This is a genomic window from Vagococcus sp. WN80Y (assembly GCF_059621045.1).
The window spans coordinates 17,836-39,196 of record NZ_JCAQHY010000140.1; the positions used below are offsets into that span (position 1 = coordinate 17,836).

General features: G+C 35.2%; 27 protein-coding genes. 8 read left to right on the forward strand and 19 right to left on the reverse strand.

Going from position 1 to position 21,361, the window contains the following annotated elements:
- Nucleotides 1–136: 136 nt before the first annotated feature.
- Entirely contained in the window at nucleotides 137–469 is a 333-nt protein-coding gene (locus AC5KOD_RS08390) for a metal-sulfur cluster assembly factor (RefSeq protein WP_496914100.1), read from the reverse strand.
- Between the two features lie 129 nt (nucleotides 470–598).
- The gene (locus AC5KOD_RS08395; protein ID WP_496914101.1) at nucleotides 599–1,351 is read right to left on the reverse strand and encodes a prolyl oligopeptidase family serine peptidase; all 753 of its coding nucleotides are present in this window, start codon (nucleotides 1,349–1,351) and stop codon (nucleotides 599–601) included.
- 145 nt (nucleotides 1,352–1,496) lie between these two features.
- Between AC5KOD_RS08395 and AC5KOD_RS08400 the strand changes: the two genes are divergently transcribed.
- Entirely contained in the window at nucleotides 1,497–2,156 is a 660-nt protein-coding gene (locus AC5KOD_RS08400) for an alpha/beta fold hydrolase (RefSeq protein ID WP_496914102.1), read from the forward strand.
- A gap of 77 nt (nucleotides 2,157–2,233) precedes the next feature.
- On the opposite strand, the gene lysA is transcribed toward AC5KOD_RS08400, so the two are convergent.
- Together lysA and AC5KOD_RS08410 are read right to left on the reverse strand one after the other, a co-directional pair.
- Complete coding sequence (gene lysA, locus AC5KOD_RS08405) at nucleotides 2,234–3,532, reverse strand: diaminopimelate decarboxylase (protein WP_496914103.1); 1,299 nt, start codon at nucleotides 3,530–3,532, stop codon at nucleotides 2,234–2,236.
- Nucleotides 3,533–3,650: 118 nt separating this feature from the next.
- A complete protein-coding gene (locus tag AC5KOD_RS08410; RefSeq protein WP_496914104.1) occupies nucleotides 3,651–4,556 on the reverse strand; it encodes a YitT family protein in 906 nt (301 codons plus the stop codon).
- A 304-nt stretch (nucleotides 4,557–4,860) separates the two neighbouring features.
- Here AC5KOD_RS08410 and AC5KOD_RS08415 point away from each other — a divergent pair, with 304 nt between their 5' ends.
- Together AC5KOD_RS08415 and AC5KOD_RS08420 are read left to right on the forward strand one after the other, a co-directional pair.
- Nucleotides 4,861–5,352 carry a YajQ family cyclic di-GMP-binding protein gene (locus tag AC5KOD_RS08415; RefSeq protein ID WP_496914105.1) on the forward strand — a complete coding sequence of 164 codons (492 nt, stop codon included), beginning with the start codon at nucleotides 4,861–4,863 and terminating at the stop codon, nucleotides 5,350–5,352.
- Between the two features lie 133 nt (nucleotides 5,353–5,485).
- Nucleotides 5,486–6,040, forward strand: coding sequence for a biotin transporter BioY (locus AC5KOD_RS08420; RefSeq protein WP_496914106.1), 555 nt, complete (start codon nucleotides 5,486–5,488; stop codon nucleotides 6,038–6,040).
- A 31-nt stretch (nucleotides 6,041–6,071) separates the two neighbouring features.
- Here AC5KOD_RS08420 and AC5KOD_RS08425 read toward each other — a convergent pair whose 3' ends face one another.
- The 5 genes from AC5KOD_RS08425 to AC5KOD_RS08445 all read right to left on the reverse strand — a co-directional run bounded on the left by AC5KOD_RS08425 (nucleotide 6,072) and on the right by AC5KOD_RS08445 (nucleotide 9,853).
- Nucleotides 6,072–7,562 (reverse strand): TPM domain-containing protein, encoded by a 1,491-nt coding sequence (locus tag AC5KOD_RS08425; protein WP_496914107.1) that lies wholly within the window; start codon nucleotides 7,560–7,562, stop codon nucleotides 6,072–6,074.
- Nucleotides 7,563–7,637: 75 nt separating this feature from the next.
- Nucleotides 7,638–8,204: a LemA family protein gene (locus AC5KOD_RS08430; RefSeq protein ID WP_496914108.1), complete on the reverse strand. Its 567-nt coding sequence runs from the start codon at nucleotides 8,202–8,204 to the stop codon at nucleotides 7,638–7,640.
- Between the two features lie 186 nt (nucleotides 8,205–8,390).
- Nucleotides 8,391–9,068, reverse strand: a complete 678-nt coding sequence (locus tag AC5KOD_RS08435) for a DUF4240 domain-containing protein (RefSeq protein ID WP_496914109.1) — start codon at nucleotides 9,066–9,068, stop codon at nucleotides 8,391–8,393.
- 78 nt (nucleotides 9,069–9,146) lie between these two features.
- Entirely contained in the window at nucleotides 9,147–9,491 is a 345-nt protein-coding gene (locus tag AC5KOD_RS08440) for an EamA family transporter (protein WP_496914110.1), read from the reverse strand.
- Nucleotides 9,491–9,853: an EamA family transporter gene (locus tag AC5KOD_RS08445; RefSeq protein ID WP_496914111.1), complete on the reverse strand. Its 363-nt coding sequence runs from the start codon at nucleotides 9,851–9,853 to the stop codon at nucleotides 9,491–9,493. The genes AC5KOD_RS08440 and AC5KOD_RS08445 overlap by 1 nt, the downstream gene beginning before the upstream one ends.
- Before the next feature lie 165 nt (nucleotides 9,854–10,018).
- Between AC5KOD_RS08445 and AC5KOD_RS08450 the strand changes: the two genes are divergently transcribed.
- Entirely contained in the window at nucleotides 10,019–10,996 is a 978-nt protein-coding gene (locus AC5KOD_RS08450; RefSeq protein WP_496914112.1) for an alpha/beta hydrolase, read from the forward strand.
- Nucleotides 10,997–11,206: 210 nt separating this feature from the next.
- On the opposite strand, the gene AC5KOD_RS08455 is transcribed toward AC5KOD_RS08450, so the two are convergent.
- A complete protein-coding gene (locus AC5KOD_RS08455) occupies nucleotides 11,207–11,515 on the reverse strand; it encodes a hypothetical protein (RefSeq protein WP_496914113.1) in 309 nt (102 codons plus the stop codon).
- Nucleotides 11,516–12,014: 499 nt separating this feature from the next.
- Between AC5KOD_RS08455 and AC5KOD_RS08460 the strand changes: the two genes are divergently transcribed.
- Both AC5KOD_RS08460 and AC5KOD_RS08465 read left to right on the forward strand, forming a co-directional pair.
- Nucleotides 12,015–12,707, forward strand: coding sequence for an MBL fold metallo-hydrolase (locus AC5KOD_RS08460; protein ID WP_496914114.1), 693 nt, complete (start codon nucleotides 12,015–12,017; stop codon nucleotides 12,705–12,707).
- Nucleotides 12,700–13,275 carry a TetR/AcrR family transcriptional regulator gene (locus AC5KOD_RS08465; protein WP_496914115.1) on the forward strand — a complete coding sequence of 192 codons (576 nt, stop codon included), beginning with the start codon at nucleotides 12,700–12,702 and terminating at the stop codon, nucleotides 13,273–13,275. Before AC5KOD_RS08460 ends, AC5KOD_RS08465 begins: the two co-directional genes overlap by 8 nt.
- Nucleotides 13,276–13,316: 41 nt before the next feature.
- Here the strand turns inward: AC5KOD_RS08465 and AC5KOD_RS08470 are convergent, their stop codons facing one another.
- The 8 genes from AC5KOD_RS08470 to AC5KOD_RS08505 form a co-directional block, all read right to left on the reverse strand.
- Nucleotides 13,317–14,837: an AcpB/EbpR/MafR family transcriptional regulator gene (locus AC5KOD_RS08470; protein ID WP_496914116.1), complete on the reverse strand. Its 1,521-nt coding sequence runs from the start codon at nucleotides 14,835–14,837 to the stop codon at nucleotides 13,317–13,319.
- Nucleotides 14,838–15,092: 255 nt separating this feature from the next.
- Nucleotides 15,093–15,857 (reverse strand): hypothetical protein, encoded by a 765-nt coding sequence (locus AC5KOD_RS08475; protein WP_496914117.1) that lies wholly within the window; start codon nucleotides 15,855–15,857, stop codon nucleotides 15,093–15,095.
- A complete protein-coding gene (locus AC5KOD_RS08480) occupies nucleotides 15,854–16,288 on the reverse strand; it encodes a hypothetical protein (RefSeq protein ID WP_496914118.1) in 435 nt (144 codons plus the stop codon). Before AC5KOD_RS08480 ends, AC5KOD_RS08475 begins: the two co-directional genes overlap by 4 nt.
- Nucleotides 16,275–16,802 carry an RNA polymerase sigma factor gene (locus AC5KOD_RS08485; RefSeq protein ID WP_496914119.1) on the reverse strand — a complete coding sequence of 176 codons (528 nt, stop codon included), beginning with the start codon at nucleotides 16,800–16,802 and terminating at the stop codon, nucleotides 16,275–16,277. The genes AC5KOD_RS08480 and AC5KOD_RS08485 overlap by 14 nt, the downstream gene beginning before the upstream one ends.
- 576 nt (nucleotides 16,803–17,378) lie before the next feature.
- A complete protein-coding gene (locus AC5KOD_RS08490; RefSeq protein ID WP_496914120.1) occupies nucleotides 17,379–18,761 on the reverse strand; it encodes a hypothetical protein in 1,383 nt (460 codons plus the stop codon).
- Nucleotides 18,762–18,845: 84 nt separating this feature from the next.
- Nucleotides 18,846–19,145 (reverse strand): hypothetical protein, encoded by a 300-nt coding sequence (locus AC5KOD_RS08495; protein WP_496914121.1) that lies wholly within the window; start codon nucleotides 19,143–19,145, stop codon nucleotides 18,846–18,848.
- Nucleotides 19,146–19,166: 21 nt separating this feature from the next.
- Nucleotides 19,167–19,265 carry a hypothetical protein gene (locus AC5KOD_RS08500; RefSeq protein WP_496914122.1) on the reverse strand — a complete coding sequence of 33 codons (99 nt, stop codon included), beginning with the start codon at nucleotides 19,263–19,265 and terminating at the stop codon, nucleotides 19,167–19,169.
- A 68-nt stretch (nucleotides 19,266–19,333) separates the two neighbouring features.
- Entirely contained in the window at nucleotides 19,334–19,402 is a 69-nt protein-coding gene (locus AC5KOD_RS08505) for a hypothetical protein (RefSeq protein ID WP_496914130.1), read from the reverse strand.
- Nucleotides 19,403–19,739: 337 nt separating this feature from the next.
- Between AC5KOD_RS08505 and AC5KOD_RS08510 the strand changes: the two genes are divergently transcribed.
- Together AC5KOD_RS08510 and AC5KOD_RS08515 are read left to right on the forward strand one after the other, a co-directional pair.
- The gene (locus AC5KOD_RS08510; RefSeq protein WP_496914131.1) at nucleotides 19,740–19,844 is read left to right on the forward strand and encodes a hypothetical protein; all 105 of its coding nucleotides are present in this window, start codon (nucleotides 19,740–19,742) and stop codon (nucleotides 19,842–19,844) included.
- Nucleotides 19,845–20,303: 459 nt separating this feature from the next.
- On the forward strand, nucleotides 20,304–20,657 hold the full coding sequence (locus AC5KOD_RS08515) for an MmcQ/YjbR family DNA-binding protein (protein ID WP_496914123.1): 354 nt from the start codon (nucleotides 20,304–20,306) through the stop codon (nucleotides 20,655–20,657).
- A 58-nt stretch (nucleotides 20,658–20,715) separates the two neighbouring features.
- Here the strand turns inward: AC5KOD_RS08515 and AC5KOD_RS08520 are convergent, their stop codons facing one another.
- On the reverse strand, nucleotides 20,716–20,892 hold the full coding sequence (locus AC5KOD_RS08520) for a hypothetical protein (RefSeq protein WP_496914124.1): 177 nt from the start codon (nucleotides 20,890–20,892) through the stop codon (nucleotides 20,716–20,718).
- Between the last annotated feature and the right edge of the window lie 469 nt (nucleotides 20,893–21,361).

Sequence of the window (21,361 nt, forward strand, 5' to 3'; positions counted from 1 at the left end):
TAAAAAAAAGTTACACATTTCTGTTATTTCTACACAAAATAATCACTAACTAATCAAAACAACTTCTGTTATCTACTCATTTAAAAGTAGATAACAGAAGCTGTTTAGCTTATAAAAATCTGTGACACATCTGAAACTAACGAATCCCCAAAGCAATCCGTGCATAACGACTCATCTTATCAGTTGTCCAGGCTGGATACCAAACCAGTTTCACTTCTGAATCGGTTACTTCCGGGACATCCTTTAAAGCTTCATGAATATTCTCTGTTAAAACATCGGCTAAGGGACAACCCATTGTTGTTAACGTCATTTTTATTGTACAAAAACCATCGCTGGCAAATTCTACTTCATAAATCAACCCTAGATTCACAATATCAATCCCTAGCTCCGGGTCAATGACCGTCTCTAAAGCAGTTAAAATGCGTTCCTTAATAGCTTCCACTTCTTCTTCAGTCCACTGCTCGCTCATTAAAATGCCTCCTTATTTCAATTGATTAGTGACATACGCCTCTAGCATTTCCTAGAATGAACGCATCCTCTTCCATATAATACCCGTAAACTCTCTCTTTGTAAATGAGAAAGTTGCCGTTATCGTGACTTACAAATTATTTTTAAAGAAGCAAGCCGTTTCTTGAGAAATTACATAAGGTACTTTATGGCTATCCTCAGTCGTTGTAAAACTCATATTTTGGGCAAACTCTTGATTTTTAACGGCCTGATAAAACTCAAATGTTGGTTGATACGGAACCACATCATCACGTGTCCCATGCCAAAAATGAACTGGTCTACCAGCAATCTTAGAGGGGGCTTCTGCTAAAGATAGAGGTACTAAAGCAGCTAGCTGCGCTTGAATATCTGCCGGCAATGTCATGCCGCGTTTCTTCGCTTCTTCTAGGACTTTTTCTGTGAAGCCAATAGCATCTGGAGACCCCATCAAACAGTCTGCCGCCTTAATCTCAGGATACGTAGCTAATAAAGCACAGGTTGTAATCCCACCCATAGAAAGCCCCGTTACACCCAATCGAGTTGGATCTGTCAGCCCAGCATTAATGTAGTAAGCCATTAATTGCGGATACTCATCTACATTGTGGTGAATAATTTCCCAAAAATCTAAAAGACGCTCGTCTGTTAAGGGCTGTCCATCATTTCGGGCACCATGGTAAAGTGCCTCAGGTAAAATAGTTCGAAAGCCTTTTTTAGCAATTTCAAATCCATGAACAAGAACACTTTCTTTGACATTGGTCCAGCCATGGTAAAAAACAACTGTTGGCAACTTCTCATCTTTCAGTGCACTATCAACAACTTCTAATAAAGGGATACCATCAATGACACGATCATATATTTCAATCATAATTGTCCTCCTAATTGATTCGTTATACAATTGTATCACAAAGCCTACTTTCTATAAAACAATTGTTGTTATCTTATTTGTTGAACTTGCCTAACAAGAACACTTGTTCTATAATGAGAAGACTAACTGAAAAGAGGTCGCTGAAATGAAACAACTTGCTAATAAAATTAGTTTATTCTACAAACGCTCTGGTTCTGGTAGCCCACTACTCCTGTTGCATGGCAATGGTGAAGACCATCAAATTTTTAATGCACTCGCAAAAAAACTTGCTAAACACTATACTATTTATGCGATAGATAGTCGCAATCATGGCAAGAGTGAGATTACTAAAGACTTTTCTTACGACTCAATGAGTACTGATATTGCAAATTTCATGGACGCCTTAGCTTTGGAGGATGTCTCACTGGTTGGGTTCAGTGATGGAGGAATAATTGGCTTACTCTTGGGAATCCAACAACATCCACGTCTGAAAAAAATGGCTCTTCTTGGACCAAATATAAGCCCAGATGACTTTACTGAGGATTCAATGGCTTATGTTAAAGAAGAATATGCAGAAACTAACAATCCCTTGTTTAAATTAATGATGGAAGAACCAAATATTCCTATTGATGCACTAAAAGGAATACATCTACCAACTCTTATCGTGGGGGCTGAAAATGATATCTATAAGCCAGAACTATTTCCAACGCTCGTAACAGCTATTCCAAATGCTCAATTACTTATAGTTGAGGGCCACGATCATGGGAGCTACATAATTGACAATGATCTACTGGCTCCCACACTCTTAGATTTTTTTCAATTCTGAGACGAAAAGAGACAAAAATCAGAAGAACTCTGAACTTTGTCTCTTTTTTTATTAATTCTTTATGTAGTACTTCTTAACTAATCGACATCCAGACTGAGTAAGTCATCATATGTTTCCCGTCGAATAATTAATCGACTTTCCCCCTCTTCAACAAAAACAACAGCAGGTCGCGGATTTTTATTATAAACACTAGCCATTGAATAACCATATGCACCTGTAGTAACAAGTGCTAAAATATCTCCTGCCTCAAGTACTGGCAGTGAAATATCGCTAATCAACTTATCTCCAGATTCACAGTACTTACCAGTAACAGTCACTGTTTCTTCTGCTTTTTCAGTCATACGATTCGCTACCACTGCAGAGTAATTAGCCTCATAAAGAGCCGGACGGATATTATCTCCCATCCCACCATCAACTGAAACAAATGTACGAATACTTGGAACAGACTTACGTGCTCCAACCGTATAAAGAGTTGTGCCAGCTTCTGCTACAATACTTCTGCCTGGCTCTATCCAGACTTCAGGTAAAGGATAGTTAGCTGCCAATGATCGTTCTTTCACCATGCTGGCGATTTGTTTAACGTATTCAGGAGCCGCTAATGGCGTGTCCTCTTCCGAATACTTCACACCAAACCCACCACCTAAATTCAAAATAGTCGCTGTATAGTCGAATCGACTTTGCCAATCTAAAAGAATAGCCATCATTTTTTCTGTTGCTGCTTCAAATCCTTCTGTACCAAAAATTTGCGATCCAATATGACAGTGAATTCCTACTAATTGAAAGACATCATCTGCTAAAACTAGCTGTAGTGCTTGCTCAGCTTGTCCGCTTTTTACATCAAAACCAAATTTTGAATCTTCCTGCCCCGTCAAAATATAGCTGTGCGTATGAGCGTCCACTCCCGGTGAAACACGTAATAGAATTCTTTGCTGTTGACCCAATTCTTTCAAAATAGTTTGTAACAATTCAATTTCATAGAAATTATCAACCACAATTGTTCCAATACCTGCCTCCACAGCCATAGTCAACTCGGCAGCTGTTTTATTATTACCGTGAAATTCAATCATCTCTGGATTAACCCCGGCCTTTAATGCCGCATGAAGCTCTCCTCCCGACACAACATCAAATGCCAGACCTTCTTCTGCCAATAATTTATATAAAGCGACCGCCGTAAAGGCTTTGCTAGCATAAACTACTTGATGCTTCATTTCCAACTTTTCAAATGTCTTCTTAAAGCCTCGTGCTTTTTCTTTAATTAACGCCACATCATAAACAAATAGTGGTGAGCCATATTGTTTTACTAGATCAATCGTATCACAGCCCCCAATTTCTAGATGGTTAAGCTCATTTATTTTACTCGTCCCGAATAGTTCCATCCTATCTACATCCTTACATACTTATTTTATAAAGCATAGCATAATTACATTTATTTGCACACCCTAAAAAAACAAGTAAAGCGAATTTTTTCGCGTTACTTGTTTTTTAGGGTGTGCATTAATGCATTTGTTTATTTTGGCTAAAGGCCTTTTGCTGATCTTGATTCCAGTACATTCCCATCACACTTTGAGTTGGCATGATATTTATAAAAGCATTGGGATCAACTGTGTAAACAGACTTTTCAAGATCGAATAACTCGTAACGACTAACGACCATAATAATCATCGTACTTTCCTTGTTCGTGTAGCCCCCACGAGCTGGTAATAGTGTCATTCCTCTTGTAATATTTGCCATCAATTCTTGAATTACTTGTTCAGATTGGTGGGAGATAATCATTGCAGTTACTTTTTGACTACCAGTATGAATCACATCAATTACTTGTGTTAAACAATAAATAGAGATAATGGTGAAAAGAGCACTTTCCCAATTATACATCATGCCTGCTACCAAAATAATCAGTAAATTCATACCAAACATCAAATTACCAACTGATTTCCCAGTTGTTTTGCCAATAATTAAGGCGATTACATCAAGACCACCAGTCGTAAAACCAAACTTCAAACACAATCCAGCCCCAATTCCAACAAGAACACCGCCTACGATGGAATTCATAAGCACATTGTCAGTTACAATCACCTGTGGAACTAGCATTGTTATAACCGATATAGATAAAACAGTCATAAAACTATAAATCGTCGCTGATCGTCCTAATTTCAACCAACTAATGATAAAAATTGGAATATTTAAAATAAAAATCAGTAGCCCTGTATCTATTTGAATTCCTAAGTACATCTCAAATGCACCAGAAACTAACTGCGAAACTCCATTCATCCCAGCTGAAAAAACATTAGCTGGGATTAAAAACATATTTAAAGATATTGCGGATAAAATTCCCGTCAAAAGAATAACAGCCATTTTTGTTAATAATTCATTTTCCATTAACCACGAATAACGTCTCTTCATTTCATCTTCCCCTTCTACCAAAACTATATCCTAGCTAAGAATATCAGGTTGTTAAACCGATTAAAAGCCTTTTGAATTAAAATCAGTAAAAAAACAATAAACGAACAAACTCCCCATGAGAACACTGACTTTCTAGCCAAACTAATTGATCACGTTCACACTAAATTCTCATTTTTATCCATAGTCTTTCCTTTATAGTTTTCTCTTTTCATGATACTATAAATTAAAAGAACGTTATCATTTCTAAACATAACCTTAAAAAGCAAGATAAGTTGGCTGATAAAAACAAGAGGAGGAATATTATTTGGCAAAAGAAGCAAGTTTTGATGTTGTGTCAGAGATTAATATCGAAGATGTGAAAAATGGGATGGCGGTTGCCCTAAAAGAAATTAAAAATCGGTTTGATTTTAAAGATTCTATCGCTGACATCAAATTAGAAAATAATAAATTACTATTAGTTGCCGAAGATGATTATAAGGTTGAACAAGTAAAAGACGTGTTATTCAGTAAACTCGTCAAGCATGCTGTTCCGATAAAAAATATCCAATTTACTAAAAGCGAAAAGGCTTTAGGTGGAAATGCTCGCCAATATGGTGAACTTGTTAGTGGAATCGACCGTGAAAATACTAAAAAGATCACCACAGCAATAAAAAATTCTAAATTAAAGGTCAAGGCAACTATCCAAGAAGACAAAGTCAGAGTCACTGGTAAAAGCAGAGATGATCTCCAAGCTGTCATGGCTTTATTAAGAGATTTGGCTTTACCGATAGAGTTGCAGTACACCAATTACCGTTAGATAACTAAAGAAACGAGGTCAGATCTCTCTGCCTCGTTTTTTTCTTAATAAAAAAATTTAGACTTGCTTTTTTTTATCTCATTTGTTAACCTTAAATAAAAATAGGTTAACATTAGAAAGTGAGTGACTCATTATGAGAAACAAAAAATTGAAACAAATGATAATAAATGCTCAATTCGCTGTAGTGATTGGCATCATAGCTCAATTCACCATTCCCTTAGGTATCGTCCCTTTGACTGGGCAAACATTTGCGGTTGGAATCGTCGCAACTATCCTATCACCAATTAATAGCACGATTGCTGTACTTCTCTATTTACTCATGGGAATTATTGGTTTACCAGTTTTTGCTGGCTTTTCATCAGGTATTAGTAGCTTATTTGGGCCTACAGGCGGATATTTAGTCGGCTTCATTTTTAATACATTAATCACAGGTCTTATTTTAAAACGAACTCGATATACACTTTCTTGGGCCATTATCGCTAATACAATAGGCGCCTTGATTACTTTATTCTTTGGCACTTTTTGGTTAAAATTTTCTGCCAACATGACTTGGCAAGTAGCCCTTTCCAGTGGCTTTATCGCCTTTATTATTCCTGGGATTATCAAAGCAGTTGGAGCATCATTTGTCGGATTATTTATTCGTCAAGCATTGATGAAAGCACGAATCATTACAACCGAACAACTCTAATTCTAACTAAAATAGCGCAAGGTATTTTCACTTACCACCCTCCAGAAAAACCACCGCCACCACTAGAGCCGCCGCCAAATGATGCCCCTCCACCATCAGAACCACTAGAAGAATAATTTGACCAACTCATTGCTTGCTGCATATAATACCCGCCAATCACCATATGATCTAAATCAGAGAGCGCTTGGCGACGATAACCAGACTCAATATCACGACGTTTTTTCTTTGCTTTTTTATAAGCATTTGAAAGAGTCATATCACTTAAAAAATCACGATTTACAGCTCCTTCTTCAGCTAAATTTCGACCTTCTAATAAGAAGTAAGTCATTAACCCTACCATCAGCTGCTGATCTACACCATCTTTGAAAGCAATCTGTTTCGCTTTCAAAAAAGCAAAAGACGCCTCTTTAGCGATTGATTTATTGCACTCAGTAATCTCTAAAGCTCGTTTATGATCAGCAGTCAAGCAGTTCATATAGGGCTCAATCAATTGGTGACCACTAGTAGAAAACAAAGGATTTTTAGTCATAATATCAGATGAAAAAAGCTGATTACCATACTCTCTAACCATATCTTGAATCTTCTCATGAACTAAATAAATATCAACCTCATACAAATTAGTCGCCTTGTTGCTAGACCAATAAGCGATGACCACATCCTCCACTAAACAAGTGGCCAACAATTGTTTAACCATCTGCTCATCTTTTAATACAGCTGAAGTATTGGGTTGTTTAATTAACTTTGTTGCAGCTATTTTAGACAATTGATAGTCTTTAAACTTACCAACCGTTCCACCTCCTATCGTTATCTCGTTGAATGACGTAGAACGACGATAAACTCTAACTTTTAAGTTAGGACTAACATAATGTTCTAACTGACGCTGAATCTTTCTTTTTCGTACAAGATAGCCCAATAACATAAGCACCATCACAAGACCCAAACTAGCAAATACAACTAATATAGTAACACCAATTTGTTTGTTTCTGGCTTTTCTATTTTGAATAGCCAAAACTGAAGCTGCGTAATTACCGTAACGCTCTTTGACCAATCCCTCTATATTTCTTGACACGGCCATCACGGCCTGCTCATATTGTTCTGATTTTAAGTAATCCTCGATCTGATCTGTGATAACATCGTCCTTCATGCCATCTGTGATAACAGCTTCAACTCCATAGCCTGTTTCTAGCCGATACTCACGATCTTCAAGTGAGATAACAAATAAGAAGCCATTATTAGTTTCCTTATTGCCAACTCCTAACGCTTGAAATTTCTTCTCAGCATAACTTTCAATGCTTTCGCCTTTTAAGCTATTAAGTGTCACCACTGCATATTGCGGGCTACCTTCTAATTGCTTAAAAGTCGTTTCATTTAATTCGTGAATATACTGTTCGTCTTTGTCCGATAGAATCCCAGCCTTATCTTCAACGAAGATAGTCTCTTGAGCGTGAACTTTTGTCACGACTATTAACGATAAACCAAACAAAACAACAAGTAATGCTAATCCCTTACTTAACTTTTTCATTCTCTCCACTCTCCTCACATGATAAGATAATTGTTCTCTAAAACAAGCACTCACAATTTCATCACATCATTTTAATTAGTTTTCCAACTCTACAACGGGGACGACCTCTGCTCCCTTATCCGCTTCAAAAAAGTCTTTTTTATCAAATCCTAAAACTTTGGCAAATATTGATTTTGGAAACTTACGGATCGTTAAATTGTAATCCTTAACAGAAGCATTATAGCGATCTCGCTCAACCGAAATACGATTTTCAGTCCCTTCTAGCTGAGTCATTAAAGTCTTGACATTGTCAGATGATTTAAGATCTGGATAGTTTTCCATCACCACTAGTAACTGTGACAACGCGCCCTCCATCTCGCTATTTGCTTCTGAAACTTCTTTTACTGATTTTGCTCCAGATAATTTAGTACGTGCTTCTGTAATATTGGTCAAAATCTTTTCCTCATGCTTCATACTCCCTTTAACCGCACTAACCAGATTTGGTACTAAATCATATCGGCGCTGTAATTTCGATTCTACATTTGCCCACTGACTATCAACCTCGGCTTCCTTTCCTATAATACTGTTATAAGACACAATACTCGCCATCCCAATTGCCGCAACTATCAATAAAGCAACCAACCATCCTGTTCTCTTCATCATTTTTATTTTCCTCCATTCCGTCATTCTAAGATTAAATTGTAACGATTATTTCCTTTTGTTACTTTTTAGTTACAATTAGTTTTCTTATTGTGACAAGTATACCTCTATTAAAAAATAAAAAAAACAGACCTAAGTCTGATTTTTTTATTTTTTCATATTCATTGCAAAACACTCATCTTTTTCACATTAATCAACCCATTCATCCATCATCTTTTCACTAAAAAAATCATCACTATGAGTAGATAACTCCCACTTACTCGCATTTTTATCCATATATCTCCAATAATTAGAAAATAATTTAGGTAATTCTGGCTTCAATCGTTTTAAACCATGTTCATCCCATTCAGCATCCATGTTTCGATCGTAAATGATGTCATGATAAAGCATATTTAATTCGACTTGCGACAATGAATGCTCAGCAAGACTTTGAAAATAGCCAGTTTCTGCATCCTCCTCTGGCTCTTCTCGAATAACTTTGGCCATAAAAACATCTTGCCCCACATACATTATTTCTTCAAAACGTGCCACATAACTTTCAGGATGCGATACTATTAAATCTGCCAAATTATCGACATGTTCGAGCATTTCAAAATAGTACTCTTTCCCCATAGAGATTAGCCAAGCTCGGAAAGTGTCAAAACTATCATCACTACACTCTCCTTTATTTAAAATAAAGGCCCCAGCCCATAATTTCTCCTTATAAGCTAATTGCATGTATGCTTCAAAATAATTATCCCAAATTGCCACATCTTCTTTTGATAGCATCTCCAACTGGAAAGTAAGCTCCTCCAAGTAAGATGCCATCGTGTGATTGTAAGTTTCAATTGTCGTCTCAATTATTGCCCAAAACTTTTCTTGATTCATCTTTTAGCCCCCACTCTCTCCTAATTTGACGCTTATCTACTAAATTATCAATTTGTCTCAAATCTCCTAAACTCATTATTACTGACTCAACACAAAAATACCAATAATGATGAACAAAATTGCCAATACTTTTTTCGGCGTTAGCTGTTCATGAAAAACCAATACAGAAATCATTGCAGTCCAAACATAAGAAAGGGACGTCATTGGAAAAACAACAGAATATTCAAATGATCCTAATAAAATAATGGTCGTTATCGCACTTAATACGTAAAAAAAGAGTCCTAAGTAGGCCGCTCCTGAACGCAAAACATTTCTAACAGTTAACTCTGGCATGTCATTCATCGCCTTTTTTAAATACAATGCCCCAACACTCCCTGTAAGGGTTGTCGTCAATAACAAAATAATCCCTACGAACCACGTCATCACTTACCACCTTTCTTTCCTTCGTTGTTAAGTAGCGCAGCACCAATAATGATTATCCCTGTACCAATTAATTTATTAATGGTAATCGTCTCAGAAAAAAATAGTGAACCAAAAACAATCGATAGAGCAAAACCAATACTCATCATCGGTTGTAAAATTGACACTTCCCCAAATCTAAATGAAATCATCATGAAAATCATGCCCGCACCAGATATTACTAACCCTAAAATCAATAATAAAATTCCTTTTAAACTGTGCATATCTCCCAGTTTCCAAAAAACTTGACTCAAACTGTTAAGTGTCGCAGCCAGACAAATGAGCATAATAGCTGTTGTCCATCTTTTTTTTCCTCTCTCTTCCATATTCCTCTCCTCATTTCTTTTTATAAAACTAGACACGTTTCAATTGATTGTTCATTCTATTATATAGTACCATAACTCTGATTTATCTGTATAGAATCACTGTCATATCCAGCATATGTGCTATAATAAAGACACTAATTAAACCTTCTTAAGGGGAGAAGTCTGATGAAATTTGTTCTAATTTTACTAACTATTATCAGTATCATTATTTTTTGTGCATTAATTTTCATTGCTCACTTTTTATTTAATGGTGTTTTTGATCGAGAAAATAAATGGTTTAAGGATGTTGCTCACAGCCAGGTTAATAGTGATATTGATGCTGAACACGACGATTTAATCGTAAAACGTGAGACTTTTCAAAAAGAAATTGCTGAAAAATATTGGGAGAAAGCCAAAGAGCATGTAGAAATTCACTCGTTTGATGAATTAACATTGCGAGGTCGTCTTCTTTTTGCAACTGAACCAAGTCAAAAATGGGTAATTTGTTTTCACGGCTATCGCACTAGTGGTAAAACAGACAACGCCTATATAGCTAGTCAGTTAATAACTCAAGGGTACAACTGTTTAATAGTTGATCAACGAGCTCATGGCGCTAGTGATGGACGTTACATAACTATGGGATGGCTAGAACGCCGTGACGTATTAAGTTGGACTAACTTTCTTATATCAACGAAAAAACCAGCTGAGATTATTTGGTTTGGCGACTCTATGGGAGCTGCTACTGTTTTAATGGCTAGTGGGGAAAAAGTACCTGATATAGTTCATGGTATTATAGCGGATTGTGGCTACACCTCTCTACCAGATCTCTTCACTTATTTATTAAGCTCAGCTTTTAAGATCCCCACTTGGATTCCCATCCTACCTTTCTTTAATTACGTTGTTAAGTTCAAACTAGGCTTCACCATTTATGCTGCCTCTGCCTCTCAACAATTAAAACAAAATCACTTGCCGGTCCTTTTTATTCATGGCGATGCTGATAGTTTTGTTCCATTGACAATGTCCAAAAAAAATATGGCTGCAACACAGGGAAAAAAAGAGTTAGTGGTTTTTCAAGATGCTCCGCACTTTTCGTCAATTCTATACGATCCAGACTTATATTTTGATGTCATTAATGATTTTTTAAAGAGAATCACTCACGGTTAGATAATATTAACTCATAAATAAAAATGCCTCCAATCAAACAAAACGCATCAAATCACTTCTTAATAATAGTGATTTGATGCGTTTATCTTATTTAACGTCACTTGCCTTTAATACGTTTTTCTCTCAAATTTCTCATGACAACTTGGACAAGTAATCATAATCTTCCCACGATTTCGAGGGACTCTAACTGCTTGTTTACAATTAGTACACTTAAGCCTTACGTTGCTTAAATTGATTTAATCTAAAAACAAATGGCTTTTTAATCTTGATTAACCACTTCAAATATTTTTGATTCTCATTACTACGTATATAAATTCTTTTTGAAAGTAACCGATAATACACGACAGCAAGTCCAATAAACTCAAGCATACTTATTAACGAATATCTAAAAAAAATAATAACAAACATCAAACTAAAACTTACAACTAATAAATGTTTGTTCAGTGTATCCATCTGACCGTAGCGGCCATGCATTAGCTTCATCATTTTTACTTGCCATTTTTGTTGACTTTTTCCCATAAAATCCCCTACTTTTCATATACTTATCTTAAGTTTAACGGACTTTAGCTTGTGATGCCACTAATTATTAGCGAATAATCTGTGACTTTTCTTAGAGCTTAACAGTAAAGTAATACAAAAAATAGCAGATTAGTTAAATTGGTTCAATTTAGTTTTCGTCGGAAAATTTTTTTCTGGTTTTAAAGGAAGCGTCTGTGTTTTTATTTTAATAAATTTACTTTTAAGTCGTCCTATAAAAATGACTAGATAGAAACCGATATATAGAACAATAACTAACAAAATTTCAACTATAATTAGAACATTTCCAACTTTCATGACGCTCACCCTTTCTTTCCTTTTATATAGTAAGTATAACTTATTTATCACTTCATTACTGAATGATGTGCTCAAAACTACTGAAATTGTATTAACTATATCAATCAACTATTTCTACATAATTACAACCATTGAAAAAACTAACTTAATTAGTTATAATACTAATTAAGTTAGGAGGAGAACTATGAAATTAACAAAAATAGAATCGGTTTATCAATTAACCTTTTTCCCAAGACTATTTCCCATCAATTGCTACTTAGTTGAGGAAAAAGACAGCCTGACACTGGTTGATACAGGAATTGGTATAGGCTATCAAAAAATTATCAACACGGTTTCTCTGATAGGAAAACCACTAACTAGAATCCTCTTAACTCATCCACATGGGGATCATATTGGAGGTCTTGAGGTCTTAAAAAGCACCTTCCCAACAACTGTTGTTTGCATATCAGAGCGAGATTCTGCACTCATGGCAGGTGATTTCAGTTTACGCGATAATGAACCCAAAAGTCCTATTAAAGGCGGATTCGCTAAAAATTTAAATCTAGTTCCAGATAAAAAACTCGTTGAGAATGATTATGTTGGCTCTTTAAGAGCAATGGCTTTTTATGACGAACGCTCACAGATACTTATTGCTGGCGACGCCTTTCACACACGTCCAAGTTTGACAGTCACTGGAGAATTAAGACTTACTTTCCCATTTCCATCTTTTGTTACCTGGAATAAAAAAGTAGCCATTGAAACCGCAAAAAAATTAAGCCAAATGAACGTAGCGGCACTAGCAATCGGTCATGGTCCTATTCTCCATCACCCTAAAATACTATTCGAAAAAGCAATCACACGAGCAGAAAACAAGTTAAGAAAGGAAAACAATGCGTAAAAAAAGGACAATTACTCAAGCTCTTATTATCGATAAAGCCATCACATTATCTGATCAAGACGGTTTTCAACACATAAGTTTAAAAAAATTAGCCACAGAATTAAACATAAAAACGCCTTCGCTATACAATCATATTGACGGCCTAAACGAACTCCACGAGCTCCTCATTATCCGTGGTTTAAGCGACCTGAAAAACACTTTACTTGAATCAGCTGTCGGCCTATCTGGTGGAAATGCGTTGCGTTCTATGGGTACCGCCTATCTTAGATTCGCAATAAATAATCCTGGATTATACGAAAGCACCCAGCTTGTTCATCAGTGGAAAAGCTCTCGTGCAGATACTCTATCAACTGACATTATTTCGATTTTTGCTAGAGTTTTAGCAAGTTACAATTTATCAGATGACGAAACTATTCATACAATTAGACTCCTCCGCAGTATGATGCACGGGTTTTCTATACTCCAAGTGAACCAAGGTTTTGGTCAGCCTATTGATATTGAAGAAAGTTTCACTCGATCACTAGATATCATTTTAGCTGGAATTAGCGTTATGTATCAACATGAATAAAAAAATCCCCAGATGTTGGTACAAAGACATCTGGAGATTTTTTACGTGTTATTTAATTGTAGTCTTTCTACTATCTGCTTAATTGCTTGCCAATCTCTCGCAGTTGGCGGGAAAGCCCAGATGTATTGTTCTTTTGTTTCTGAATAGTCAACGATTAGATGTGATAAGTCCGAGATAATTAAATCATATGCTGTCGTTTCATCATGTCGAGTATTACTTGTTACTATTTCAACATTATGAGGAAGAAAACGGCTAAGTTTTTCTTTCAAGTCACTCTCACTTAAACCGCCTACTTCCATGATTAGTTTAATTTTTATACTTGTTTCGAATAATCTTAAGTCAAAATTTTGACTAAAAACAGAGTAAATAAAATAGAAAACATGATGTGGATTGATCAAAATACCATTATTTTCTTCATGAACCAATGAAATTGAATCCCACAACACTTCTGTGAATTTCGGTCTATCTAGTGACGAATATGTGAGAGAACGAAACCGTTTATTCCAGCGATCATTAAGATCTATGTCAACATCTAGTTCTGGATAAAGTAGGCTGTAATTCGCAACTGCTAATAATTGATAAATTAAGACTGGTGACGAAAATAACTTCGACAGTTCTAGCTTTGGATACTTATCTGATATCCTTGCTAATAGATTGGTGACTAGTTCATATGCCTTTGTTTTCTTTGTGTCATTCCACAAGACCGCCTCTTCTATCTCTAGCGTCTCATCTACATCCAGCGAACCACTATAAGTTAAATAGATTAATGATAACGCCTTAAATTCTAAAGCTTCATATTCATGTGGGACCTCTTCTAAAAATAACTCTTTTACATTTTTCAACTCAAATTCTAAATTAGGCGCAATTTGAACGATTTCAGGCAACTCGGTAATATACTTATTTTGCTGAAATCGAACAGCATTGACTGCCATTCGATAGATAATTCTCAGTTTTTCAGGATAGGATATTTTTAGAGCTGCTTGTTCCACGATTTTTGCTAGTCTTTCTTCTAACGATGTAAAAGAGACCGTTTGAAATGGCCAGATATGCTCATCTGCTAAAGAAATATAAAATAGATAAAAAAATTCACGAATGCTAGATTCTGATCCAATAATAACCATGTCATTTTTTGAAAAAATAAACCCATTTTGATTCAAAAACTTTTCGATTATTGTAAGTTTACGATAGATAGTACTTCGAGATAAATAAAAATCTTCTTGTAACTGTTCAATTGATTCGACTTGACCATGAAATAACTTAGTCAATAACTGATACGTCACTGTTTGTTCAATATATAAACACTCTAAATAATAGACACTTGCATAGGAAGAGGTGTGTATTTTAATTCCTGAACGTTTTTCTATCTGTATCCAACAACCAACACTATTTACTAAAATTAATTCATTCAAGATAGAGATAGAGTTGTAAATACTAGCAACAGAGCAATTGACCATTTTTGCCAATTCCTCAGCTGGCCAGAATTTGTCTTCTGAATACAAGTGATACAATATCTCTAAATCCCGTTTTTCATTTTTATCTAAAAAAACAGCCAATTTCGTCATCTCCTCCTAACCTACTGAAACGGGTCAGTTCCCCTCTTACTTCAGATTATCGGCCTTACTCAAGCTATTAGTCAAGAGAAGTGATGAGCAATCAATATATTTTAATAGACAAATGACAGAATTAAACAATTATTAAAAGCAATATTTAATATAAATAAAACATAAAAACGGATAACCTTATTTAAAAATAGACACTTTTTACCATTTTAGGGTCGTTTTTTAACTAATCGACATTTTTCTATAGATCTTATTCATTTATTTCCAATCTAGCAAGTACTTACCATTCTTCGCAGAATCAATACGCACAATCACTTCATAAGTTCTATTGGTTTTTAATTCGTTTGTCGCCGTTCCTTCTGATGGGCTTGTCAGTTTAAGAACAGATTTCCCATTCTCATCCAGAACTTCCACCTTAATCTGCCCTTCTTTTGCCCTTAATTCATACTTTAACTCAGGATGATTCTCTTGACTTGTAAAAGTAAATCTCTCTTTTGTTTTAACCATTTTAGTAAACTCTCTACTTAAGAAGCCCTGCCTCACTCCCCCTTTTTTTACAACAGACCAGGAAACAGCACTTGAAAACGAATGATGAGCACTAGTGGTTGCTGCATAAAAAATACTTCCACCAATCACCGTCACTATTGTTAAAAATAAGCTTAAGCCGCCAATGATCAACTTTTTATACGATGTATTAATCGGCTTTTCCCTTACAGCGGGCCAATCTAAAGGCTCTCCACACCGATTACAAAAATTGGCGTCATTAAAATTAGAATACCCACAAATCTGACAATCCGCTTGCTTTTGAGTATATATTTTACGGACAAGCAGATAAATGATCAATCCCATATAGTTACTAAAAATAACAATCACTACCCACATTTTAGGTGTTAGCCAGTCATTGATGCGCTGAAATTGTTTAGCATCATTGTATACCCAACTTCCAATTAATCCTAATGGAATTATTACACCAAATAATAATAGTACAATTAAGATAACAATTACAAATACAATTTCTGTCATTTATCTCGTCTCCTTTGTGTAACTTGCTTTTGCTTCCAGCTAATAACAACACTTAATAAAAATGATTCTGCAGAAAAAAATAAACTCGTATAAACAATCATTTTTTTTAAAGTGCCAACTTCTAAAAATCTGTATGACAATACGCTCAATGCGATCAACAGTAGAGCACTCATGAACAGCGTTAAAGGAATCATCCGATCCAATAAATGTTCCTCTGTATCCAATTGATTTCTTTCATTCAATTTGACTTGCTGTTCATATTCTTGAAGATTAATCACTTGAACCATTTTTTGACGGGTTTCAGCTATCAAATCTAATGACGGCTCGCAAATGGGTACGTCATTTAAATTCTTTAACTCTTGTTCAAATTCATCTGAAAAATTCGTCACTAATTCATCTGCACTCATATAATTAGGTTTACCTTCTCTCATCCTTTTGATACGCCTCCATTTCAGATTTGATTAATTTTTTTGCTCGGTGTAGTCGATATTTAAGAGTCGTTAATGGCAATTCTAGCATCTCGCTTATGTCATTGTAACTTAAATTTTCGAAATAGAACAAAATGATAGGCACTCGATAAAGCTCGTTCAAATTAGAAATAATCTGGTGTAAATAAGCCTTGCGCTCTTTTTCCGTCAATTGTTCTACTATTTCCGTTTCTCTAGCAACTAAACCAGTGATTTCATACTCGTAATCTTCCATTTTTGCGTACTTTTTCACATAATAATTTTTCCGTTTTTTCTGATTGTGTAGTTGCCTAAAGCAATTTAGACAAATCGTATACAACCAATTCTTAGGATTTTTGGTTTCATCTAATTGACTGATATGCTTTGCAACTTGTAGCCATGTTTCTTGGAAAACATTGTCCGCCTCCTCTTGCTTGCCCGTCAACTTAAATGATAAGCTATACACCATTTGGTGATATTCTTCAAACAGATGCTCCACATTCTTCCCTCTTTTCTGCTCTCACTACTATACTATATGATTTAACGTTCCATTTGTTAGACAATAAATGAAAATAATTATAGAGCTTACTTTTGTTAAACCTATTCAACCGCCTCAATATTTGTCAGCGCTCGTCATAAATAAGTGTTACTATTAAGGAAAAACTAAAGGAGGTTCATATGACACGCTTACAAGTCTCACTTATAAAAAAAAGACTACCTTATCTATACCTATACCTATTGTTTGTACTTAACCTACTGGCCTGTTTAATAGCTATTTCTAAGCTGATCTATGTTTTACAACAGCATCAGCTAACTACTCTTGACCTAGTAACTGGCGTAATTGGCTTAGCAATGCTCCCCCTTATTTTTTACTGCTACCTGAAACTCATTCACAGCTTCAAAACAAACCTAAACAACGATCAAAAAAAAGACCGAATAGAAAATAAAAAAAAGAGACAACACAAATCATTATAAAAAAGAAGATGAGACAAACGCTCATCCTCAAATTGTTTGGCAACTATTAATTAAAAAATATGTCTAAATACTGCTCACATCATTTTTATCTCACCAGCTTCTAATTCATTTTTTCATTTTTCTGCTCCTTCGTAGCCTTTCTCCATAAATCATAAACTCCCACTATTACGCCAATAAGTGCCACACAACTTAACCATTTAGTTAGATTCAAAACAGTCAGTTCTGTAGCGGAAACCGGCCCTTTACTAGTAATATCTAGTAACAATGTACCTGATTTCCCGAAAAAAGTCGTTAAGGCTAGCATACTAGACATTAACAGAAATTGATGAGTTAAACTGCCTTTATTTTGCGTTGCGAATTTTATCATAAGTCGCTGATCCACTGGAATAAGTTCCTCCTGATAATAGTAATCATTAAGCCAGCTACTCAGTCCGCTGCGAAAGAAGCTAATAGCAAATAAGGCAACTGCCGTAAAATTGGGAACCAGAAATAGCCCTAAACCAAGCGCAAGTCCCACCAACAAAACTGTTATAGGGTGACTAGAAGAAAAAAACTGAAAAACACGCTTCATACCAAACATTGCTAAAATCATCCCCAACACATAAGGCAAATAGACTAAAATACTCACTTTCCCAAATCCATAAATTGCCCCAACATACAACGAACCAAATAGAAAGAGAAAATTACCTAACATCCCATTTAAAAAAGTTAAGACATTTAACCAAACAGGTAATTGCCATATTTTATGAGTTCGACCTAGTAAAATAACAGCGATGCAAAAAACAACAGAAAAGCCAATAACAGCTATGTCCAACTCATTTACATCTCGTAATAACCGACTACTACGCAGAAAAAATAATAAAACAAAATAGCTCGCAAAAACAACAAGCTCCTTAGAAACAAATAATTTTTTTGCAGGATTCACTCGTTCCAGTTCGTATTTGGGATGACGTTTAATCGCTTGATATGCCCCTAAATAGAATATGCTATATAGCAACAAAACAACTAATTGGCGAAAAGGATTAGGTACCCTCATTCCCCAAAATAAGCTGAACAATAGTAATAGTATCGAAAAATAAGTCATGCCTGTGGTCATTGTAGCCACTTGTTTTTTTTCATAATAATGGATCGTTAAATTAGCAGGCTGAAACCACGCTGCACTTAACCCAAGAAATATTCCTGAAAGAAGATAAAAGAAAAAGACCCACGAACCAAGTACACCAAAAAAAGCTCCAACTCCGCCAAACCAAATAGATAACACCAACAACTTACGACTATCTAACCCGATTCTTATCCCTCGAATCAAAAATATGCCGGTCATTCTGCAGGTATAGAATAAAACAAAAGGTAAAATTTTTAGTGAACTATGCCCATCACTCAATTCTAAAAATAATAAATACGGGATTAGAACAACTGTGTTACTTAATACAAACGGTGTCGCCTCAATTAGACTACATCCAATAATTTCAAATTTTTTTATCATGATTTTCACTCCTCCTAGAATCATGACTCAACTAATCAGATTTTAGCATTAAAATGTGGGGAAGCCAATTAATAACCAGTGATGCTAGTCTTTTAATAAGCCCTTTTCCACAGAATACTTCATATAATAGTAAACTTTTCTTATTTTTTCAGCCTTAATATCAGCAATTTTTTCTTGAGAAAATTCTGTAACAATTTCTTTCCTCTGGAGTTCTTCAATCATTGCACTCAACTGATAAAATTCGATCAACACTACTATTTCATTTGTGGCACTCGCTTTATCAGGATGGTCATCAAAACCAAACCTTAATCCTTTAGATAAAACGTGTTGAATTTCTGCACATTCTTCCATTGCCACTACGGTTAAATACTCCTCGATTGACATTATATTTCCTCTTCTCTCTGCTTATTTTCTATCCACACGCAAGTCTGACTTATCGTAATCCACGCCCCGCTGATACATAGTTAAAAGAATCTCTTTCATCGACATTCCTAATTCCGTCAATTCATATTCTACTTTTGGTGGAACTACTGGTAAACTGTCCGACTTATTAATCCATCTTTTTCCAAAATTTACAATTGATTCACTAATGACTTGTGTATAATACCAGATAGCTGTCGCTGAATCTCACTAAATCTCATTTTCCCTCTCAATAAACGGAATAAAATAATTGGCTTCTATTTGCCACTAATTAAATTTACCGTTGTTTTTTACAGGACATTCCATATGGGTAACCTACCTTGCTTATGTCTTTCCACCAGTATACTTTAGATACTAAGTGAAATCTATATCTATTTATTATAAAAAATTACCGTACTTTCTATCTTTTTTCTTTGTTGTTATGATGAGAATAGTTACAAGAGAGGATTGAGATATTATGACAAAAACTAATGATATTATTACTATTATGAACCGACGATATGCCTGCAAAAAGTTTGATTTTAGTAAAAAATTGCTACCGAGGATTTTATAACCATTATCGAATTAGCACGACTCTCTCCTAGCTCATTCGAATTCAAGCCTTGGAAATTTCTACTTATTAAAAGAAGACATCCGGACAATTGCGTGGGGAGCCTTAAATAGCCTTGGCAGAGCAAGTCGTTTTGTTATTGCCCTGTCTCGAAAAAACGCAACCTCAACAAGCGATCATATGGCGCTTATTCTTGAGACTATTATAGAAGTTCCACTTGAAAATAGAGTAGGACAATAAACATTTTTCAACAGTTTCAGAAAAATGACTTCAAACTTTTAGCAGATATGGTGACTACTGCTAAATTTTTGGGCATTGATAGCTGTCCCATCGAAGGCTTTAATCAAGCCTATTTATCCGATAAACCCTTAATAGATCCAACCAAATTTGGGATTTTGTATATGGTTAGCTTCGGTTACCGAGCTAAGGAGCTACCTCTAAAAAACGTCAACCATTGGACACTATTTTTCAAATTATTGAGTAACTAGTAGGGATAAATAGGGATATCTTTGATATAATTAGGAATAATAAATTAGCATTCAGTAAAGCTAGTTGGAATGACGGTGACTAAAATGACTAAAGAGCAATTACTTACTTATGTGAAAACTACCTATCAAACTCTTCCAGATTATCCTTTTAAACGCTCTCCAAAAATAGCTGTTCTAAGACATACAGAAAATCAAAAATGGTATGGAATCATAATGACAATTCCTCACCAAAAAATCGGACTAGAAGGAGATCACCTAATAGATGTTATCACACTTAAACTTGAGCCCGAGCTAATCGGAAGTCTCAGGCAAAAAGAAGGCTTTTTCCCTGCCTATCATATGAACAAATCTAATTGGCTTTCTATAGCTCTTGATGGTAGTATTTCAATGAAAGAAATAAGCTCTTTACTTGACTATAGTTACCATTTAACCAAATAGTCTTCCACTTGAATTAGCAATCATTACTAGTTCAAGTGGAAGACTATTTTTTTGTTAGTTACTTTACTTTTTTAGCCTCATCTTCTCCTGCAATTCGCCTTGAATTCCAAGCGAATCCTGTTGCTAATCCCTCGTATGACGGATAAACAGTATTATTTTCATAGAATCCAGCGACATCATTCCCTACAACATATAATCCTGAAATTGATTTTAGTTTGTCATCTGTAGCTTGCAATTTATCATTTTTTCAGATAGAAAAATGAAAGTCATTCGTCTACTTTTGGGATTAACGTCTCTTTTTATATAGTCTCTATTTTTCAGAACGATCAGCATCTCCAACATCATCGACGTGCTAATACCATGAGCCTTAAAATCAGCAAAAAAATGAAGTAATCGTGCAAATTGAAGCTACTAAATTCTTCCCTCCGCTGATTTGAAAATTGAATAAACGCTTTAGGTTTAGTAATCATTAACTGAGTCATTTTTTTCATCCTATTTCTTATTAGTGTATCATATCTTCGTCTTCTTGAAAATGTCACTTTAACAGTCAAGCAACAAAAGAATCTCTTCTTTTTTTATTAATTAATGCTATACTAATTATGACGCTTATCGTAATAATCAACTCAAATCAGCGTTGGTCTAAAAGACTGACGTTTTTTCTTGGGAAAAATACTTTCTCAAAGAAATAATCTCATTAAATCAAG

Bases quoted from the DNA above. Each gene is read 5' to 3' on its own strand.
- AC5KOD_RS08470 (WP_496914116.1), bottom strand. From the start codon at position 14,837: ATGACGAAATTGGCTGTTTTTTTAGATAAAAATGAAAAACGGGATTTA.
- AC5KOD_RS08400 (WP_496914102.1), top strand. From the start codon at position 1,497: ATGAAACAACTTGCTAATAAAATTAGTTTATTCTACAAACGCTCTGGT.
- AC5KOD_RS08410 (WP_496914104.1), bottom strand. From the start codon at position 4,556: ATGAAGAGACGTTATTCGTGGTTAATGGAAAATGAATTATTAACAAAA.
- AC5KOD_RS08460 (WP_496914114.1), top strand. From the start codon at position 12,015: ATGAAATTAACAAAAATAGAATCGGTTTATCAATTAACCTTTTTCCCA.
- AC5KOD_RS08475 (WP_496914117.1), bottom strand. From the start codon at position 15,857: ATGACAGAAATTGTATTTGTAATTGTTATCTTAATTGTACTATTATTA.
- AC5KOD_RS08425 (WP_496914107.1), bottom strand. From the start codon at position 7,562: ATGAAAAAGTTAAGTAAGGGATTAGCATTACTTGTTGTTTTGTTTGGT.
- AC5KOD_RS08390 (WP_496914100.1), bottom strand. From the start codon at position 469: ATGAGCGAGCAGTGGACTGAAGAAGAAGTGGAAGCTATTAAGGAACGC.
- AC5KOD_RS08465 (WP_496914115.1), top strand. From the start codon at position 12,700: ATGCGTAAAAAAAGGACAATTACTCAAGCTCTTATTATCGATAAAGCC.
- AC5KOD_RS08480 (WP_496914118.1), bottom strand. From the start codon at position 16,288: ATGAGAGAAGGTAAACCTAATTATATGAGTGCAGATGAATTAGTGACG.
- AC5KOD_RS08430 (WP_496914108.1), bottom strand. From the start codon at position 8,204: ATGATGAAGAGAACAGGATGGTTGGTTGCTTTATTGATAGTTGCGGCA.
- AC5KOD_RS08395 (WP_496914101.1), bottom strand. From the start codon at position 1,351: ATGATTGAAATATATGATCGTGTCATTGATGGTATCCCTTTATTAGAA.
- AC5KOD_RS08490 (WP_496914120.1), bottom strand. From the start codon at position 18,761: ATGATAAAAAAATTTGAAATTATTGGATGTAGTCTAATTGAGGCGACA.
- AC5KOD_RS08515 (WP_496914123.1), top strand. From the start codon at position 20,304: ATGACTAAAGAGCAATTACTTACTTATGTGAAAACTACCTATCAAACT.
- AC5KOD_RS08435 (WP_496914109.1), bottom strand. From the start codon at position 9,068: ATGAATCAAGAAAAGTTTTGGGCAATAATTGAGACGACAATTGAAACT.
- AC5KOD_RS08450 (WP_496914112.1), top strand. From the start codon at position 10,019: ATGAAATTTGTTCTAATTTTACTAACTATTATCAGTATCATTATTTTT.
- AC5KOD_RS08420 (WP_496914106.1), top strand. From the start codon at position 5,486: ATGAGAAACAAAAAATTGAAACAAATGATAATAAATGCTCAATTCGCT.
- AC5KOD_RS08455 (WP_496914113.1), bottom strand. From the start codon at position 11,515: ATGGGAAAAAGTCAACAAAAATGGCAAGTAAAAATGATGAAGCTAATG.
- AC5KOD_RS08495 (WP_496914121.1), bottom strand. From the start codon at position 19,145: ATGTCAATCGAGGAGTATTTAACCGTAGTGGCAATGGAAGAATGTGCA.
- AC5KOD_RS08445 (WP_496914111.1), bottom strand. From the start codon at position 9,853: ATGGAAGAGAGAGGAAAAAAAAGATGGACAACAGCTATTATGCTCATT.
- AC5KOD_RS08440 (WP_496914110.1), bottom strand. From the start codon at position 9,491: ATGACGTGGTTCGTAGGGATTATTTTGTTATTGACGACAACCCTTACA.
- lysA (WP_496914103.1), bottom strand. From the start codon at position 3,532: ATGGAACTATTCGGGACGAGTAAAATAAATGAGCTTAACCATCTAGAA.